Raw genomic sequence first — 16619 nt, forward strand, 5'->3', positions numbered from 1 at the left:
GAAACGACCGGCTGTTTCGCAACGACCGACCAGACAGGCAGGAGAGCAAGATGACCCATCTGACAGGCAAGCGCGTGGCGATCCTCGCGACCAACGGGTTCGAGGACTCGGAGCTGACCGAGCCCCTTGCGGCGCTCCGCGAGCACGGCGCCGAGATCGAGATCGTCTCGACCAACACCGGCACCATCCGCGGCAAGAACGGGCACGAGGCGCACGTCGCGCGCGCCAGCTCCGCGGTGCGCGCCGAGGACTACGACGCACTCGTGCTCCCCGGCGGCGTCGTGAACGGCGACCACATCCGGCTCGATCAGCACGCGGTGGACTTCACCCGCGGCTTCTTCGAGCAGCACAAACCGGTCGCGGCGATCTGCCACGGCGGCTGGATCCTCACCGACGCCGACGTGCTGCGCGGGCGCACCGTGACCTCCTACCCGAGCCTGCGCACCGATCTGAAGAATGCCGGCGCGACCTGGGTCGATGAAGAGGTGGTGGTGGATCAGGGGCTCGTGACGAGCCGCACGCCCGACGATCTCCCGGCGTTCAACGCGAAGCTCGTCGAGGAGATCGCCGAGGGGAAGCACTCGGGGCAGACGGTCTGAACCGGGCCGCCGAGGGACCGCTCAGCCGCGCGGTCCTCCGGCGACGTACAGCACCTGTCCCGAGACGAATCCGCTCGCCTCGGACGCGAAGAACGCGACCGCGTTCGCGATGTCCTCGGGCGCGCCGACCCGTCGCACCGCCGTCGCCGCGGCCTCGCGCGCGACGAGCTCGTCGAACCCGATCCCCAGTCGCTCGGCCACCGATCGGGTCATGTCGGTGACGGTGAACCCGGGGGCGACGGCGTTCGCCGTGATCCCGAACCGGCCCAGTTCGAGGGCAAGAGTCTTCGTGAAGCCCTGGATCCCAGCCTTCGCGGTGGCGTAGTTCGCCTGACCGGCATTGCCGAGCGCCGAGGTGCTCGAGAGGTTGACGATCCTCCCCCAGCCGCTCTCGACCATGTGCGACTGCACCTCGCGCGTCATGAGGAAGGCGCCCTTGAGATGCACGTCCATGATCGTGTCCCAGCTCTGCTCGCTCATCTTGAACAGCAGGTCGTCGCGCAGCACCCCCGCGTTGTTGACGAGGATCAGCGGCGGTCCGAGCCGCGCGGCCGCGGCGGCGACACCGGCGCGCACGCTCGTCTCGTCGCTCACGTCGACTGAGAAGGCCGCTGCCATCCGTTCGGCTTCCCCGGCCGCCCCGTCGCTTCGTCCGGCTCCCCCGGCGTCGCGCACGAGCCGCGCGGTCTCCTCCGCGCCCGCGAGGTCGAGGTCGAAGAGGGCCACCCGCTCGCCGCGGCGCGCCAGTTCGAGCGCGATGGCCCTGCCGAGGCCCCGGGCCGCCCCGGTGACGATCGCCGCGCGGTTCACGAGGCCAGTGCCTGCGCGATGGGCTGCTCGCCGTCGTTGAAGCGGATGGTGCGGTGGATCGTGCCGTCGTCGGCGAGGGCCGCGACGATCACCCGCGCCACATTGCCGCGGGAGACCCGGCTCGACGCCGCGGCCCCGGTGTCGACGCGCCCGGTCGGCGGGTCGGAGGTCAGCGTGCTCGGGCCGAGCACCGTCCAGTCGAGACGGGTCGCGCGCAGATGCTCGTCGGCCGCCGCCTTCGCCTCGGCGTAGGAGAAGAAGGGCTGCTGCGGATCCACTCCGTGCTCGGGAGACGAGCCGAAGTACGACACCATCACGTAGCGCGAGACTCCCGCGAGAAGCGATGCGTCCATCGATCGGATCGCCGCGTCGCGGTCGACGGCCATCGTGCGGGCGGGATCGCCGCCGCCGGCGCCCGCCGACCACACGACGGCATCGTGCCCTCGGACGAGGTCCGCGATCCCCGTCGTGTCGAGCCGCTCGACGTCGGCGACGAGCGGGCGCGCGCCGGCCGCCCGCACGTCCGCCTCATGATCCGGGTTGCGGATCACCGCCGTCACCTCGTCGCCGCGTTCCGCGAGCAGCGCCTCCGCGAGCAGTGCGATCTTGCCGTGTCCACCGAAGATGATGATGCGTGCCATACCCCCACCCTACGCGCGCGACGCGCGGACGTCGCGGGGTGCGGCCGTGCGTGCTCGATGCGGCCGCGGTGCAGGGCCCTCCGAGAGGCGGATATCTCGGGCGATTCCCGTGAATCAGCCGGGTTCTCCGCCGGCCGCCCGGTCGCCCCAGACCTAGGTGCCGCAGAAGGTGACGTGCCGGCTGGATCCGGGCGGGGCCGGCTGCTCGTAGCGTTCGAAGCCGGGGCGTGCCTCGAACGGGCGGGTCACCGCGTCGAGCATGCGTGCGAACGGCCCGAGGTCCCCGGCCGTCGCGGCTTCGAGCGCCTCGTCGACGAGGTGATTGCGCGGGATGTAGCGGGGGTTCGCGGCGTCCATGGCCGAGGCATCGGGATCCAGCGTCCGCCACTCGGCGAACCAGGCGCCGGGCTCGCCGCCCACCAGGGCGCGGTAGGGCGCCTCGTCGCCCCTCGCCGCCGCGCCGAGCGCGCGGAAGGCGGAGGTGTAGTCGATCCCGTGGTCGTGCAGCTCCTGGAGCAGCCCCGAGGTCACCCGCGCCAGCGTCTCGTCGCCGACCGGCCGGCGCGCGTCGGCGGTCCCCGCGATCCCGAGCTTCGCCCGCATGCCGTCGCTCCACGCGGCGCTGTAGATCTCCGCGAAACGATCGAGCGCCCCGAGGGCGAGCTGCTTCGCAGGCTCCGGATCGACGGGCCCGGATCCCGACTCCCCGGCTCCCGGCTCCCCGGGCCCGCGGCTCGCCAGCAGCGGCAGCAGGGACTCCGCGAAGCGAGTCAGATTCCAGAGCACGACGCCGGGCTGGTTGCCGTACGCGTATCGTCCGCGATGATCGATCGAGCTGAAGACCGCGGCCGGATCGTAGGCGTCCACGAACGCGCACGGACCGTAGTCGATGGTCTCGCCCGAGATCGTCGTGTTGTCGGTATTGATGACGCCGTGCACGAAGCCGACGAGCATCCACGCGGCGACGAGGCGAGCCTGCGCGGCGATCACCGCCTCGAGCAGCCCGAGGTACGGCGACTCGCTCTGGGCGAGCTCCGGGAAGTGCCGCTCGATGGCGTGATCCGCGAGGCGGCGCAGCACGTCGATCTCGCCGAGCGATCGCGCGAACTGGAAGCTGCCGACGCGCAGATGGCTGCTCGCCGTGCGCACGAGCACGGCGCCGGGCAGGGCGTCGAGGGCGTCGTCGCGCAGCACGCGCTGCCCCGTCGCCACGACGGCGAGCGCACGAGTGGTGGGGATCCCGAGAGCGTGCATCGCCTCGCCCATCAGGTACTCGCGCAGCATGGGTCCCACCGCAGCGAAACCGTCGGCCCCGCGGGCGAAGGGTGTGCGCCCCGATCCCTTCAGGTGCAGATCGCGCCGCCGTCCGCCGGCGTCGACGAGCTCGCCGAGCAGGAGCGCCCGCCCGTCCCCGAGGCGAGGCGCATAGGCGCCGAACTGGTGTCCCGCGTACGCCTGGGCGACGGGCGCCGCCCCCTCCGGCAGCTCGTTCCCCAGCAGGAAGCGCACCCCTGCCGCGTCGCGCAGCCACAGGGGATCCAGGCCGAGCTCGCGCGCCAGCGGCTCGTTCAGCGCGAGGAGCTCGGGCGCCTCGGGGCGCACCGCACGCCAGGGCACGGCCAGCTCGGGCACGGCGCGCGCGAATGCGTCGCCGAGCTGCGCACCGGTCTGGAGTCCACGGGAGGTCATGCCCCGAGGGTACGCCGCGCGCCTCAGCGGGCGTTCAGCTTCGCGGCGGCCGGGGCCGGCCGGAGCCGAGCCCGGCCGTGCCCGGCCCCGAACCCGGCCGTCCCGAGCCCGAACCTGAGCCGTTTGTTCGAATCCGACTCGACCAGCGCCGCTGAACGGCTCGGTCTCGCACAACGGGATCGGTCTCGGCGCCCTGCTCGGCGCCCTGCTCGGCGCCCTGCGCGAAGCGCAGCTCGGCAGCCCGCTCGCGGCACCCCGCTCGCCGGCCCCGGTCTCCCGCCCGGTCGAGATACACTGGGCAGGACGATCGGGGGGGCCGATGGGCCTCGACGGCCGCCCGCTGCCGACGGGCCGCCCGCTCCCGGGAGCGGGCACCGAACGCCGGATCGGGTACCGCTCCGGCGACAGCGCCGGGTCCCGCGACGCCGCACACCGCTCTGCCGCAGACCGGCTGCCGAGCTCCCCGCCGAACGAGAAGGACCGCGCATGAGGATCTGGTCGCTGCACCCATCGCACCTCGACCGGATGGGACTGGTGGCCTGCTGGCGCGAGACGCTGCTCGCGCAAGCCGTACTCGCCGGGCGCACGAAGGGCTACCGCAACCACCCCCAGCTCGATCGGTTCCGCGCGCAGCCCGAGCCGCTCGACGCGGTCGGCGCCTACCTGAGCGCGGTGGCCAACGAGGCGCGGGCGCGCGGTTACCGGTTCGACGCCTCGCGCATCCTGCGAGCGCCGGGCACGGCGGCCGTCGCAGACGACAGCCCGGCGGCGGGCACGCCCGCAGGCGCAGCGCAGGGCGCGGTGACTCGCGCCAGGGTCGCCGACCCCGGGGAATCAGCGCACGCATCAGGAGATGGCGCCGGGGCGGCACCCGTGTCGGGACGAGGAGCATCGCACCCGAGCGCTGCGGCAACCATCCCGGTGACCCGCGGGCAGCTCGACTTCGAGTGGGCGCACCTGGGACGCAAGCTGCGGGAGCGGAGTCCGGAGCAGGCGGTCCGCTGGGAGGCGGAGACCCCGACGGCGCATCCGCTCTTCCGGGTCGTCCCGGGAGACATCGAATCGTGGGAGCGGCCGTAGGCGGCGGCGATCCCGAGACCCAGGAGGCAGCACGATGAGCAGCAGACGAGTGGTGATCGCCGGAGCATCCGGCCTGATCGGCGGGGCGCTCACGTGGTCCCTGCAGTCCGACGGATTCGATGTCGTGCACCTCGTGCGGCGGCGTCCGCGCACAGCACACGAGGTGGAGTGGCTCACCGGATCCCGCCCGCTCGACCCGGTGGTGCTGGCGGGCGCAGATGCCGTGGTCTGCCTCAACGGAGCGAGTATCGGCCGGCTCCCCTGGACCCGCGGCTACCGCGCCGAGCTGCGCGAGTCGCGGCTCGTGCCGACCCGCGCGATCGCCGCCGCGCTGCACGAACTCGGTACCGACGCCCCTGCGTTCCTCTGCGCCTCGGCCGTGGGCTACTACGGCGACCGCCCGGGCGAGGATCTCGACGAGCGGAGCGGTCCGGGACGCACGTTCCTCGCCGGCCTCTGCGAGGAGTGGGAGCAGGCAGCAGCGGGCGCGGGTCCCGGGTGCCGGATCGTGCACCTGCGCACGGCCCCGCTCCTGCACCGGCGCGCCGTGCTGAAGCCCCTGATCGCCCTCACCGGACTCGGTCTGGGCGGGCCGCTCGGCCGGGGCACGCAGATCTGGCCGTGGATCTCGCTCGACGACGAGATTCGGGCCATCAGGCATCTCATCGACTCGGAGATAGCCGGACCCGTGAATCTCGCGGGTCCCGCAGTCGCATCGGCCGCCGACATCGGCCGGGAGCTTGCACACCAGATGCGCCGCCCCTTCCTGCTCCCCGCGCCTGCGCCTGCGCTGCGCCTCGGTCTCGGCAGGGACGCGGCCGATGCGCTGCTGCTGGCGGACGCCCGGGTGCGGCCCGGAGTGCTCGAACGGTCGGGCTTCGAGTTCGTGCACCGCACGCCCCGGCAGGCCATCGCCTCGGCGCTCGCCGAGTAGGCGCAGCCCGCTCGCGCCGCGGCCTTCCGCGACCCCGCTGCGCGGATCGGCGGCTCGTGTCACTCGCTTGGTATGCGCGATTCTCCCGATTCACCCGGGAATTCAGACGAGTTGCGCATACCGGGCACCGGACGGAGCTGCGGCCCGCCGGGCCCGGCCGACCTCCGCCTCAGTAGTGCGCGGGCGGATCGCTGACGGGAAACGATTCCTCGCCCCACTCATCGGCCAGAGCGTCCGCGTGCTCGTGAGGCACCGCGTCCGAGCCGGGCGTCTCGGCGATGTCCTGCTCGCGCGTGCCAGAGTCCGGGCGCTCGGCCGACGTCTCTTCTCGCTCGCCCTGAGCCCCGTCTTCTCCCTGTTCCGACCCCGACGGGACGGATACCTGCAATCGGTCCTTCGGGTTCGAATCCCTCGGCGTGCCGTGCGATGCGCTCATCGGTCTCCCTTTCCGCAGCTGCGTTTCCCGGCCGATCGCCGAGACCCGTCCACCGTTTCGCAATCGAGACCGCACCGTCAACGGGTTGCGGGCCGCGCGAATCCGTGCTCACGCGCGAGGTGCGCAGTGTGTCGGCGACGAGCCACCCCGCATGAGGGATTCGTGAGACCACTCACGATGAGCAGCGCATCGATGGTGGTCGCTTCGGGTGCCGCAACGGACTGTGTGAGCACCGCATTCAGATCTGCGGCGCATCCCCCATCCCCCAGAACACAGTCCGTTGCGAGGCTTCGGCCGGATATGAACCTGGCGGGGTTCCCGGTCCGTGTGTGTTGGGCGGAGACGGCCCACTCCTCAAGGTACCCCGGTCCACCGCTCATGAAGACCCCCGAAGGTCTAGGAAATCGATGGACTCCCGTCCAGTTCGCACCCGGTGCCTCCGCACACGCGCTCCTCTGCACACGCGCTCCTCCGCACACGCGCTCCGCCAGTCGCGCTCCGCCCGTCACGCCACCGGCAGCCGGGCCGAGACGAGCCACGCCGCCCCGCTGGGGCCGGCACTGAACTCGCCGCTGACTCCGAGTACCCGCTCGGCCATGCGGTTGAGGCCCGTTCCGGTCGACGGGAGGTCTCGGCGCGGCGCGGTCGGCAGCGGGCTCAGGATCCGCAGCGAGATCGACTCGGGATCGAGTTCCAGCACGAACCGCACGTCACCCGGCCCCGCGTACTTGAGGATGTTCGTCGCGGATTCGCGCACGACCCTGGCGAGGATGAGATCGGCCCCGCGGGGGATCCCCTCGTCGCTCGGATCACCGTCGCACACCACCGGGTGACCCGTCGCCTCGAACTCCTCTCGGGCCTCTTCGATCGCCGCGGCGAGATCTCCGGAGGGCACAGTGGTGCCCCGCGGCGCCTCCTCGGCGAGTTCGATGACGAATCTGAGGTCGCTCAGCGCCTTCCGGGCGGCGACCCGAATGGCCTCCTGCGACCCCGGTCGCGCGTCGTCATCGTCGAGGAGCTGCACGTGCATGGCGACGACGGTCAGATGATGGGCGATGCTGTCGTGCAGCTCCCCCGCGATCCAACGCCGCTCGGCCAGCACGGCCTGGCGCTCGAGTTCGGCGCGCTCCGCGAGCTGGTGCTCGAGCCGCCGTCCACGGGTGTAGGCCAGGCGCAGCGCGAGCCCGACGGCGCCCGCGACCGTGGCGAGGATGAGGAACAGCGCGACATTGGTGGGTGCAGCCTCGCCGTCGCCGTATCTGAAAACGTAGAGGGCGTTGCAGAGCAGGAATCCTCCGGCGTAGCCGATGACCAGCGGTGTGGTCGCCAACCGCAGCACGAGACCGGCCGCGATAGCACCGGCCATGAGGCCTGCCGTAGGATCGCCGATCACGAACGCCAGCGCGACGGCGAGGCCGAGGGCCGAGGTTGCCATGAGGGGCGAGCGGAGGTACAGGGCGAAGGCGAGCGTGGTGGCGATGCTGATCGCGCTCAGCACCGGATCTGCGTCGGGCGCGGAGATGAGCCCGAGAAGGTCGAGCGCGACACTGCCCGCGACGACGATCAGCAGCGCGATCCGCTCCGCGCGGTTCAACCGTTCGGCACGTCCGAGATGGAAGCGGCGAGTCTCATCTTTCGCTTCCGCGCGCCTCGACATGCTTCCAGTATCCCCCATTTCGCGGGTATATTAGCGAATGCCGAAGAGCTTGGCGAGCTGACTCCAGAATGTCACGATCGCACCTCCGTTTCTAGCTAAACGTCTTACCTGAGCACCATCCTTTCGGGCCATGCATTTACGCACATCCCACGAAGGGCCAGACATCCCTGGCTAAAGGTCCAGGATGATGGATCGAACCGTAGCGACCGGACCGGGCGTCGAGCGGTCGGCGAGCTCTGCCGCAGTAGGATCGGTTCCATGGACGCGATCCGGGTGCTCATCACCGACGACGACCCGTTGGTGCGGGTAGCGCTCGCCCACTTCGTGTCGCGGGCTCCGGAGATCACCGTGGTTGCGGAGGCCGAGAACGGTGTCGAGGCCATCGACGCGGTCGAGCGGCACCAGCCGGACATCGTCATGATGGATGTGCAGATGCCCGTCATGGGCGGCATCGAAGCGACGGGAGCGATCACCGCTCGCTGGCCGGACACCTGCGTCCTCGCCGTCACCACTCTCGACGGTCGGGAGACGGTGATCCCGATGCTGAGCGCGGGGGCCTCGGGCTACATGCTCAAGGATTCGAGCGCAGATGAGATCGTCGCGGCGCTGCGACAGGCTCGTCAGGGAACGAGCTCGCTGTCGCCGCGGATCGCGGCAATGCTCGTGCAGCACGTGCGCGAAGCGCACCCCACGGCATCGAGCGACGCGCTCGCCGGGCTCAGCGAGCGCGAGCACGAGGTGCTGGAGCGTCTCGCCCGCGGCATGTCGAATGCCGAGATCGCTGAATCGCTGCACGTCTCCGAGGGAACCGTCAAGTCGCACCTCGGCAGCATCATGTCGAAGTGGCACGTGCGGGACCGGGTGCAGGTGCTCGTCGCGGCGGCACGCGCCGGGCTCGTGACCTTCAGCTGACCGGTTCGGGCACTCCCGGAGCGAGCCGGCGGTACCTCTGCGGCCCCAGAGTCGCGTTCAGCACGCCGTCGAAGATGTGCTGCCCCGCCTCGCTGAGCACACCGTCGTGCATCGGATGCGCCACCGCTGAGCCGAAGCCGCGCGCGTAGGCGATCGCGTCGGCCAGCCGCAGCCAGGGGGCGGCGATCGGGAGCAGCAGCGCGCGCACCTCCTCGGGAGCCTCGACCTCGGGGAGCGCATCGCCCGTGTGCAGAATGCGCCCCGCGATCAGGTGGGCGTTGTTGCGCGCCCGAGGCAGCTCGGGGTGCACCTCGGCGTGCTCGCCGCCGAACACCCGCACGTCGATCCCCGCAGCGCGGAATGCTGCTCCCGGCCCGACGACATGGATGCGCGCCTGGTCGATTCCCGAGTCGCGAAGCATCGGAGCGACGTCCTCGGGCGCCCAGACCTCGGCGTCGATACCGGCCAACGCCTCGGCCTCGAGATGGTCCGGGTGCCCGTGCGAGACGAGCACGGCCTCGGCCGCCGCCAGCGGCCCGTGGTCGCTCAGTATTCCGGGATCGATCACGAGCGTCCGCCCCTCGTGCGCGACCGCGACCGAGGAGTGCCCGAGCATCGTGATGGTGGTCAGGGGAGGACCTTTCGCCGAGTGTGACTCCTACGCTAGGTCCCCGACGGCGCCAAGGCAAGACCAGCGACGCCGAGGCGCCCGCTACATCGCGGCGAGCCGGGCCTCCTCGTCCATGCGGACACAGGACTCGATCACGGGATCCAACGCGCCGTTCATCACGGCGTCGAGGTTGTAGGCCTTGTACCCCGTGCGGTGATCCGCGATGCGGTTCTCCGGGAAATTGTAGGTGCGGATGCGCTCCGAACGATCCATGGTGCGGATCTGGCTCGACCGGTGCGCTGAGGCCTCGGCTGCTGCCTCCTCCTGCTGCCGGGCGAGAAGCCGGGCGCGCAGCACGCGCATCGCGGCTTCACGGTTCTGCAGCTGCGACTTCTCGTTCTGCATGGCGACCACGATGCCGGTGGGAAGGTGGGTGATACGCACGGCCGAGTCGGTGGTGTTGACCGACTGCCCGCCGGGGCCACTCGAGCGGTAGACGTCGATCTTGAGATCGTTCTGGCTGATATCCACCTCTTCCGGCGCGTCCACTTCCGGGTAGACGAGCACGCCGGTGGTGGACGTGTGAATGCGCCCCTGCGACTCGGTGACGGGCACACGCTGCACGCGGTGCACGCCGCCCTCGTACTTCAGGTGCGCCCAGACACCCTGCGACGGGTCGTTCGCGTTCGACTTGATCGCCACCTGCACGTTCTTGTAGCCGCCCAGATCGCTCTCGTCCTTCTCGAGGATCTCGGTCTTCCACCCCTTCGCCTCGGCGAAGTGCAGGTACATGCGCAGCAGGTCGGCCCCGAAGAGGGCCGACTCGGCACCGCCCTCGCCGCCCTTGATCTCGAGGATCACGTCGCGTGCGTCATCGGGATCGCGCGGGATCAAGAGCCGCCGCACCTTCTCCTGCGCCTCTGCCAACGCCGATTCGAGCAGCGGGATCTCCTCGGCGAAGCCCTCGTCCTCCCTGGCCAGCTCGCGCGCCGCGTCGAGGTCGTCGCCCAGCTGCTGCCACTGCTCGTAGGCCGCCTTGATCTTGCTGAGCTCGGCGTAGCGCCGGTTCACCTTCTTCGCGCGCGCCGCGTCGGCGTGGAGCGCCGGATCGGCGAGTTCCTCCTGCAGCTGCCCGTGCTCGACGAGCAGCTGCTCGACCTGCTCGAACATCAGAACGTGCCGGTGCGCTGGACCTCGGCGAGCAGCGCCGCGTTCGACGCCGAGCCGCGGAGACGCTGGAGCACCTTGTCGGAGGCGTCGTCCTCGCTCAGCGATTCGCGGATCGTCGCGTGCGCCGCGAGCTCGGCGCTGCCGAGCATCGCCTCGGCGTTGCGGGTCAGCGAGGCGGAGGGGTCGACGACCGGGGCCAGGCCGGGGAGCGACTTCTCGAAGCGGACCTCGCTGTTGGCGACGGCGCGCACCTCGCGCAGCAGCGTCTTGTCAGCCGCGATGCCGGTCTTGGCGTGGACCGTCGCGAGCACGGTGAGCGAGCCGCCGTTCTCGACGTTGCGAGCCGCAGCGAGCAGACGCTTGATCTGGCCGAGAGCGAACTCGTCGATCTCGTCGAGGCCGAGTCGGGCGGGCGTGTGCTGCACCTGCGCGTAGGCCCGCGCCAGACGGTTCAGAGAGTCGACGAGAACGACGACGTCGTGTCCGAGCTCCACGAGGCGCTTGGCGCGCTCGATCGCAAGCTCCACAACAGTGGCCTGATCCTCCGCCGGACGGTCGAAGGTGGCGGCCACGACCTCACCCGCGATCGTGCGCTCGAGCTGCGTGGCCTCCTCCGGCTGCGCGTCGGTCAGCACGAGCATGAGGTGCGCCTCCGGCGCGTTCGTGCTCACGGCTCGGGCCAGCTCGGCGAGTACGGGCGCACCGGCCTGGCGGGCGGGCAGCACGAGCAGTCCCCGCTGGCCGAGGCCCACGGGAGCGAGAAGGTCGATCGCACGGCCCAGCACGCGGTCGGCCGTGGTCTCGAGGCGCAGGCGATCCTGCGGGAAGAGGGGCGTCAGCTCGGCGATATCGGTGCGCTTCTCGTTCTCCTCGACGGGTCGTGCGTTGACGCTGTCGATCTTGACGATCGCGTTGTACTTCTGGCGCCCGCCGCTCTCGCCCTCTCGCGGCTGACGGATCGCACCGACCACGGCGTCGCCTCGACGCAGGCCGTACTTCTTGACCTGGCCGAGCGAGACGTACACGTCGCTCGTCCCCGGCAGATAGCCGCTCGTGCGCACGAAGGCGTAGTTGTCGAGGACGTCGAGGATGCCCGCGATCGGCAGCAGCACGTCGTCCTCAGTGATCTCGGGCTCGAGATCGTCGTTCTGGCCGCGGCGCTTGCGATCGCGCTGCCGCGTGCGACTGGAGCGCGACGAGGCGTCGCCGTTCTTGTCGTTCCTGTCGCCGTTCTTGTCGCCGTTCTGCGACTGACCGCGGTTCTTGCCGTCATCGCCCCCGGCGCTCTGCTCTGCGGCCTCGGTCGTATCGGCACCGTCGCTCTTCTGCCCGCGGCCGCGCCCACGACGGTTGCGGCCGGGCTTGTCGCCGTCGCCGGAGGCCTGCTCGCCCTCGGACTTGGTCGCCGAGGCCTTCGCCTCGGCGGGCTTCTGGTTCTCCGACTTCTGGCCCTCGGAGTTCTGGCGCTCGGGCTTCTCCGCCTGCGTCTTCGCCGCCTGGTTCTTCGATCCTTCGGAACCACCGACCTCGGTTTTCTGGCCCTCTGCATCACCGGCGTCGGCCGCGGTCTCCACGGTCTGGGCGCGGCGACTGCGGCCGCGCTTCGTCGGAGCAGTGCCGGTCGACTCGGTGGCAGACGCGGCTTCGCCGGACTCCGCCGCCGGAGCCTCAGCGGCCGAAGTCTGCGCGGCCGGAGACTCAGCCGCCGAAGTCTTCGCGGCCGGAGCCTCGTCGGCCGGTGCCTCGACGGGCTTCTTGCGGCTGCGCGTGGCGCGCTTCTTCGGCGCCTCCACCGGGGCATCCTCGCTCGCGGCAGCGGCGGGCGCGGGCGCGGTCGACGCCGCCTCGGGCGCGGTCGACGCCGCCTCGGGCGCGGTCGACGCCGCCTCGGCCGCAGGCTCTTCGACCTTCTTGCGACTGCGCGTGGCGCGCTTCTTCGGCGCCTCCTCGGCAGCCGGAGCAGCCTCAGCGGCCGGAGCCGTGTCGGCAGCAGGAGCAGCGTCAGCAGCCGGAGCCGCCTCGGCCCCCACGGTCTCGCTGGTCGCGCCGGCTGCGGCGGTCGCACGTCGCGAGGCGCGTCGGCGCACCGGCGCGGTCTCCTCGGCGGGCGTGCTGGTGGTCTCTTCGTTCGTTTCCACGTTCTTCCTCTCGGAACGGCGCCGGAACAGCGGGCGCATTCGGCCTCGCCTTCCCGCGCTCATGCACAGATGTGCGTATCGGGATCACCGGACGAAATGGTCGCGGTGAGGAAATCGACCCACATCCCACGCTGGTCGGGCGAGCGGCGACTGCTCACTGCCCGAACCCTTCGCTCGCGATTCGCTCGGCAACCGTCTGGGTCTCGGCGACGCGAACTGACGCGGTTATGACGGGATCGGCTCCACTGTAGCACCCTTCGTGTCGACCGCCAGGATCAGCGACCGCCAATCAGCGTGACGCTCGGCCACGAGATCCGCTGCGCCGAGCCGCTCAGCCGGGCTGTTCGCCAGCACGAGGATCGACGGACCCGCGCCGGACACCACGGCGGGGTGACCGGCCGCGCGCAGCTCGCCGATCAGGTCGCGCGTGGCGGGCATGGCGTCGCCGCGGTAGTCCTGGTGCAGACGGTCCTCGGTGGCCTCGAGCAGCAGCTCGGGGCTCTGCGTGAGCGCCGCCACGAGCAGCGCCGACCGCGACACGTTGAACACCGCGTCCTCGTGCGGCACGTGCTTCGGCTGCAGACTGCGCGCGAGCTCGGTCGACATGGTGAAGTCGGGCACGAGCACCAGCGGTGCGACGCCGCGGTGCACCATCAGCTTCTTGAACCGCGGACCCGCGGGCGTCGTCCACGCGATCGTGAGTCCGCCGAAGAGCGCCGGTGCGACATTGTCGGGATGCCCCTCGAGCTCGGTCGCGAAGGCCAGCAGTTCGTCCTCGCTCACCTCGATCGGGTCGGCGGGATCGCTCTGCAGCAGCCCCGCGGCGATCATCACCCCCGCGACGATGGCCGAGCCCGAGGATCCCATCCCCCGCCCGTGCGGGATGCGGTTGTGCGCCGTGATCTCGAGCCCGGGAACGGCACGGCCGAGACGCTCGAATACGTGGGCGGCCGACCGCACCACCAGGTTCGACTCGTCAGTGGGCACCTCGCCCGCGCCGACCCCGGTGACCCGCACGATCGCGCCGGGCTTCTCACGGGTCGTCGCCACGAGCTCGTCGCCGTACGCGAGCGCAATTCCAAGCGTGTCGAAGCCGGGGCCCAGGTTGGCGCTGGTCGCGGGCACTCGAACGCGCACGGAGCGAACCGGCTGCGCGGAGGGCTCCGCGCTCACTCGGCACCCTCCAGCCGCAGCACGCTGGTCACGCTCAGCACGCGGTCGGCCGTGCGCAACGCGTCGACGGTCGCCGCGAGGTCGGCCTCGCGCGCGACATGCGTGCCGATGACCAGCGACGCTCGTGCGCCACCTCCCTGCGCCACCGATTGCTCGACGCTCGCCGCGGAGACCCCGTGCTCGGCCAGGACACCGGCGATGGCGGCCAGCACCCCCGGCTCGTCGCGCACGTCGAGCATGATCTGATAGGCCGTATTGACCTCGCCCACCGGCAGGATCGGCAGCTCGGCGTGCAGGGAGCCGGCGATGCCCGGGCCGCCGACCACGTGCCGGCGCGCGGCTGAGACGAGGTCGCCGAGCACGGCCGATGCCGTCTCCGCACCGCCCGCACCGGCGCCGTAGAACATCAGCTCACCGGCCGCCTCGGCCTCGACGAAGACGGCGTTCTTGCCCTCGTGCACCGCCGCGAGAGGGTGATCGCGACGGATGAGCGCCGGGTAGACCCGGGCCGAGACGCCGTCCACGCCGTCGCTCGAGGTGATGCGCTCGGCGATCGCGAGGAGCTTGATCACGTAGCCGGCGCTCTTCGCCGCCTCGACCTGCGCGGCGGTGATGCCGGTGATGCCCTCGCGATGCACCGCGTCGACGGGAACCTCGGTGTGGAAGGCGATGCTCGCAAGGATCGTGGCCTTCTGCGCTGCGTCGTAGCCCTCGACGTCGAGGGTCGGATCGGCCTCGAGGAAACCGAGCTCGCTCGCCACTCGCGCCGCGTCCTCCGCGCTGTCGCCGAAGCGGTCCATGCGGTCGAGGATGTAGTTCGTCGAGCCGTTCACGATGCCCATCACCCGGGTGATGTGATCACCCGCGAGGCTCTCCCGCAGCGGGCGCAGAATCGGGATCGCCGCCGCGACGGCCGCCTCGTAGGAGAGCTGCGCGCCCACCTGTTCGGCGGCCTCGAACAGTTCGGGGCCGTGCTCCGCGAGCAGAGCCTTGTTGGCGGTCACGACGTCGGCGCCCCCCTGCAGCGCCTGAGTGATGAGCGCGCGGGCGGGCTCGATGCCGCCCATGAGCTCGATCACGATGTCGGCGCCCTGCACGAGCCGCTCGGCATCGGTGGTGAAGAGCTCGCGCGGCAACTCGACATCGCGGGGGGAATCGAGATTGCGCACGGCGATGCCGGAAAGCGTCAGACGCGCGCCGATCCGCGCGGCGAGCTCGTCGCCGTGCTCGAGGATCAGCCTGGCCACCTGTGCTCCGACCGAGCCGCAGCCCAGCAGTGCGACACGCAGGTCACGGTACCCGTTCACTTGGTTGCTCCGTTCGTGTGTTCGTCCTGTCCGAAGATGCTCTTCGCCAGCAGCTCGTCCTCGGTCTCACCGCGCACGATGAGCCGCGCGCCGCCGTCGCGCACCGCCACGACCGGCGGTCGCGGCACGTAGTTGTAGTTGCTCGAGAGCGACCAGCAGTAGGCGCCGGTGGCGGCTACGGCGAGCGTATCCCCCGGGCGCACGTCGCCGGGAAGCAGGTCGCGCTGCACCACGATGTCGCCGGCCTCGCAGTGCTTGCCGACCACGCGCACGAGCGCCGCCACGGCGTCGCTTTCTCGATTCGCGATGCGCACCTGGTAGTCGGCGCCGTAGAGCGCGGGCCGGGCGTTGTCGCTCATGCCGCCGTCCACGCTCACGTAGAGCCGCTCGGCGTAGCCGAGATCGTCGGGATCGGCATCGGCATCCGAGCCGGCCAGGTGCACGGCCTTCGTCGTCCCCACCGTGTACAGGGTCACCCCGGCCTGGCCGATCACGGCGCGCCCCGGCTCGAAGACGAGCCGGGGCAGCGCGATCCCGAACTCCTCCGCGCTCGCGGCGACGATGTCGGCGAGCTCGCGCGCGACGTCTGCGATCGCCGGAACCGCATCGGCCTCGGAGCTCGTGTAGGCGATGCCGAACCCTCCCCCGAGGTTGAGCTCGGGGATCGGCCGGCCGGCGATGCGCTCGAGTTCGGGGTAGCTGCTCAGCAGCCGCCTGGCGGACTCGCGGAAGCCGTCGGTGGCGAAGATCTGGGAGCCGATGTGGCAGTGCAGGCCGACGAAGTCGAGGCTGTCGTGGGCGAGGATCGCCGCGACGAGGCGCGGAGCCTCCGCGAGCGGCTGACCGAACTTCTGATCCTCGTGCGATGTCGCGAGGAAGTCGTGGGTGGAGGCGTGCACGCCGCTGTTGACGCGCAGGCGCACGCGCTGGCGCACCCCCGCAGCCGCCGCAGCGGCCGCGACGCGCTCGGTCTCGATCTCGCTGTCGATGATGATCGTGCCGACGCCGGCCTCCACGGCGCGGGCGATCTCGCGCTCCGACTTGTTGTTGCCGTGGAAGCCGATGCGCGCGGGATCCACCCCGGCTGCGAGGGCCACGGCGAGCTCCCCGCCGCTGGCCACGTCGATGGCGAGTCCCTCCTCCGCCATCCAGCGCGCGACTTCCACGCACAGGAAGGCCTTGCCGGCGTAGTACACGGTGGCGGAGGTGCCGATCCGCTCGGCCTCGCGCTGCAGCGCAGTGCGCACCTCGCGGGCGCGATCCCGAGCCGCCTGCTCGTCGATCACCCAGAGCGGCGATCCGAACTCCGCAGTGAGATCGGTGGCGCGCACGCCCCCCACCTTCAGCTGACGGCACTCGCTCCCCCGGCGCGCCGTCGGCGGGAAGACGCGCGAGTCGATGGCATTGGGATCTGCGGGGTGCGCACGCGTCATCGGTCGCTCCTGTTCGGGTACTTGGCCGCG

The 16619-nt window shown here is 71.2% G+C and carries 15 protein-coding genes; 4 read left to right on the forward strand and 11 right to left on the reverse strand.

Annotation, left to right across the window (positions count from 1 at the left end; translation table 11 throughout):
* Positions 1-50 precede the first annotated feature (50 nt).
* Positions 51-599 (forward strand): type 1 glutamine amidotransferase domain-containing protein, encoded by a 549-nt coding sequence (locus tag EVS81_RS04385; protein ID WP_130109300.1) that lies wholly within the window; start codon positions 51-53, stop codon positions 597-599.
* A gap of 21 nt (positions 600-620) precedes the next feature.
* On the opposite strand, the gene EVS81_RS04390 is transcribed toward EVS81_RS04385, so the two are convergent.
* From EVS81_RS04390 to EVS81_RS04400, 3 genes are all read right to left on the reverse strand, one after another.
* Positions 621-1409 carry an SDR family oxidoreductase gene (locus EVS81_RS04390; RefSeq protein WP_130109301.1) on the reverse strand — a complete coding sequence of 263 codons (789 nt, stop codon included), beginning with the start codon at positions 1407-1409 and terminating at the stop codon, positions 621-623.
* Positions 1406-2050, reverse strand: a complete 645-nt coding sequence (locus EVS81_RS04395; protein ID WP_130109302.1) for an SDR family oxidoreductase — start codon at positions 2048-2050, stop codon at positions 1406-1408. Before EVS81_RS04395 ends, EVS81_RS04390 begins: the two co-directional genes overlap by 4 nt.
* 153 nt (positions 2051-2203) lie before the next feature.
* On the reverse strand, positions 2204-3739 hold the full coding sequence (locus tag EVS81_RS04400; RefSeq protein ID WP_130109303.1) for a protein adenylyltransferase SelO: 1536 nt from the start codon (positions 3737-3739) through the stop codon (positions 2204-2206).
* Between the two features lie 486 nt (positions 3740-4225).
* Here EVS81_RS04400 and EVS81_RS04405 point away from each other — a divergent pair, with 486 nt between their 5' ends.
* Positions 4226-4819: a pyrimidine dimer DNA glycosylase/endonuclease V gene (locus tag EVS81_RS04405; RefSeq protein ID WP_130109304.1), complete on the forward strand. Its 594-nt coding sequence runs from the start codon at positions 4226-4228 to the stop codon at positions 4817-4819.
* A 34-nt stretch (positions 4820-4853) separates the two neighbouring features.
* Complete coding sequence (locus EVS81_RS04410; RefSeq protein ID WP_130109305.1) at positions 4854-5753, forward strand: TIGR01777 family oxidoreductase; 900 nt, start codon at positions 4854-4856, stop codon at positions 5751-5753.
* A gap of 169 nt (positions 5754-5922) precedes the next feature.
* Here the strand turns inward: EVS81_RS04410 and EVS81_RS04415 are convergent, their stop codons facing one another.
* Together EVS81_RS04415 and EVS81_RS04420 are read right to left on the reverse strand one after the other, a co-directional pair.
* Complete coding sequence (locus tag EVS81_RS04415; protein ID WP_130109306.1) at positions 5923-6189, reverse strand: hypothetical protein; 267 nt, start codon at positions 6187-6189, stop codon at positions 5923-5925.
* 505 nt (positions 6190-6694) lie between these two features.
* On the reverse strand, positions 6695-7846 hold the full coding sequence (locus EVS81_RS04420) for a sensor histidine kinase (protein ID WP_130109307.1): 1152 nt from the start codon (positions 7844-7846) through the stop codon (positions 6695-6697).
* A 258-nt stretch (positions 7847-8104) separates the two neighbouring features.
* On the opposite strand from EVS81_RS04420, the gene EVS81_RS04425 reads away from it, so the two are divergent.
* The gene (locus tag EVS81_RS04425) at positions 8105-8758 is read left to right on the forward strand and encodes a response regulator (protein ID WP_130109308.1); all 654 of its coding nucleotides are present in this window, start codon (positions 8105-8107) and stop codon (positions 8756-8758) included.
* Here EVS81_RS04425 and EVS81_RS04430 read toward each other — a convergent pair.
* The 6 genes from EVS81_RS04430 to lysA all read right to left on the reverse strand — a co-directional run bounded on the left by EVS81_RS04430 (position 8751) and on the right by lysA (position 16589).
* Positions 8751-9374: an MBL fold metallo-hydrolase gene (locus EVS81_RS04430; RefSeq protein WP_130109309.1), complete on the reverse strand. Its 624-nt coding sequence runs from the start codon at positions 9372-9374 to the stop codon at positions 8751-8753. The two genes, EVS81_RS04425 and EVS81_RS04430, sit on opposite strands and share 8 nt — an antisense overlap.
* Positions 9375-9470: 96 nt before the next feature.
* Positions 9471-10538: a peptide chain release factor 1 gene (gene prfA / locus EVS81_RS04435; RefSeq protein WP_130109310.1), complete on the reverse strand. Its 1068-nt coding sequence runs from the start codon at positions 10536-10538 to the stop codon at positions 9471-9473.
* Entirely contained in the window at positions 10538-12676 is a 2139-nt protein-coding gene (gene rho, locus EVS81_RS04440) for a transcription termination factor Rho (RefSeq protein WP_130109311.1), read from the reverse strand. Before rho ends, prfA begins: the two co-directional genes overlap by 1 nt.
* Positions 12677-12901: 225 nt before the next feature.
* The gene (gene thrB, locus EVS81_RS04445; RefSeq protein WP_130109312.1) at positions 12902-13849 is read right to left on the reverse strand and encodes a homoserine kinase; all 948 of its coding nucleotides are present in this window, start codon (positions 13847-13849) and stop codon (positions 12902-12904) included.
* Positions 13846-15156 carry a homoserine dehydrogenase gene (locus EVS81_RS04450; protein ID WP_130109313.1) on the reverse strand — a complete coding sequence of 437 codons (1311 nt, stop codon included), beginning with the start codon at positions 15154-15156 and terminating at the stop codon, positions 13846-13848. Before EVS81_RS04450 ends, thrB begins: the two co-directional genes overlap by 4 nt.
* A complete protein-coding gene (gene lysA / locus EVS81_RS04455) occupies positions 15153-16589 on the reverse strand; it encodes a diaminopimelate decarboxylase (RefSeq protein WP_130109314.1) in 1437 nt (478 codons plus the stop codon). Before lysA ends, EVS81_RS04450 begins: the two co-directional genes overlap by 4 nt.
* Positions 16590-16619 lie beyond the last annotated feature (30 nt).

The sequence above is a fragment of the Leucobacter triazinivorans genome (assembly GCF_004208635.1).
GTDB classification, from domain to species: domain Bacteria; phylum Actinomycetota; class Actinomycetes; order Actinomycetales; family Microbacteriaceae; genus Leucobacter; species Leucobacter triazinivorans.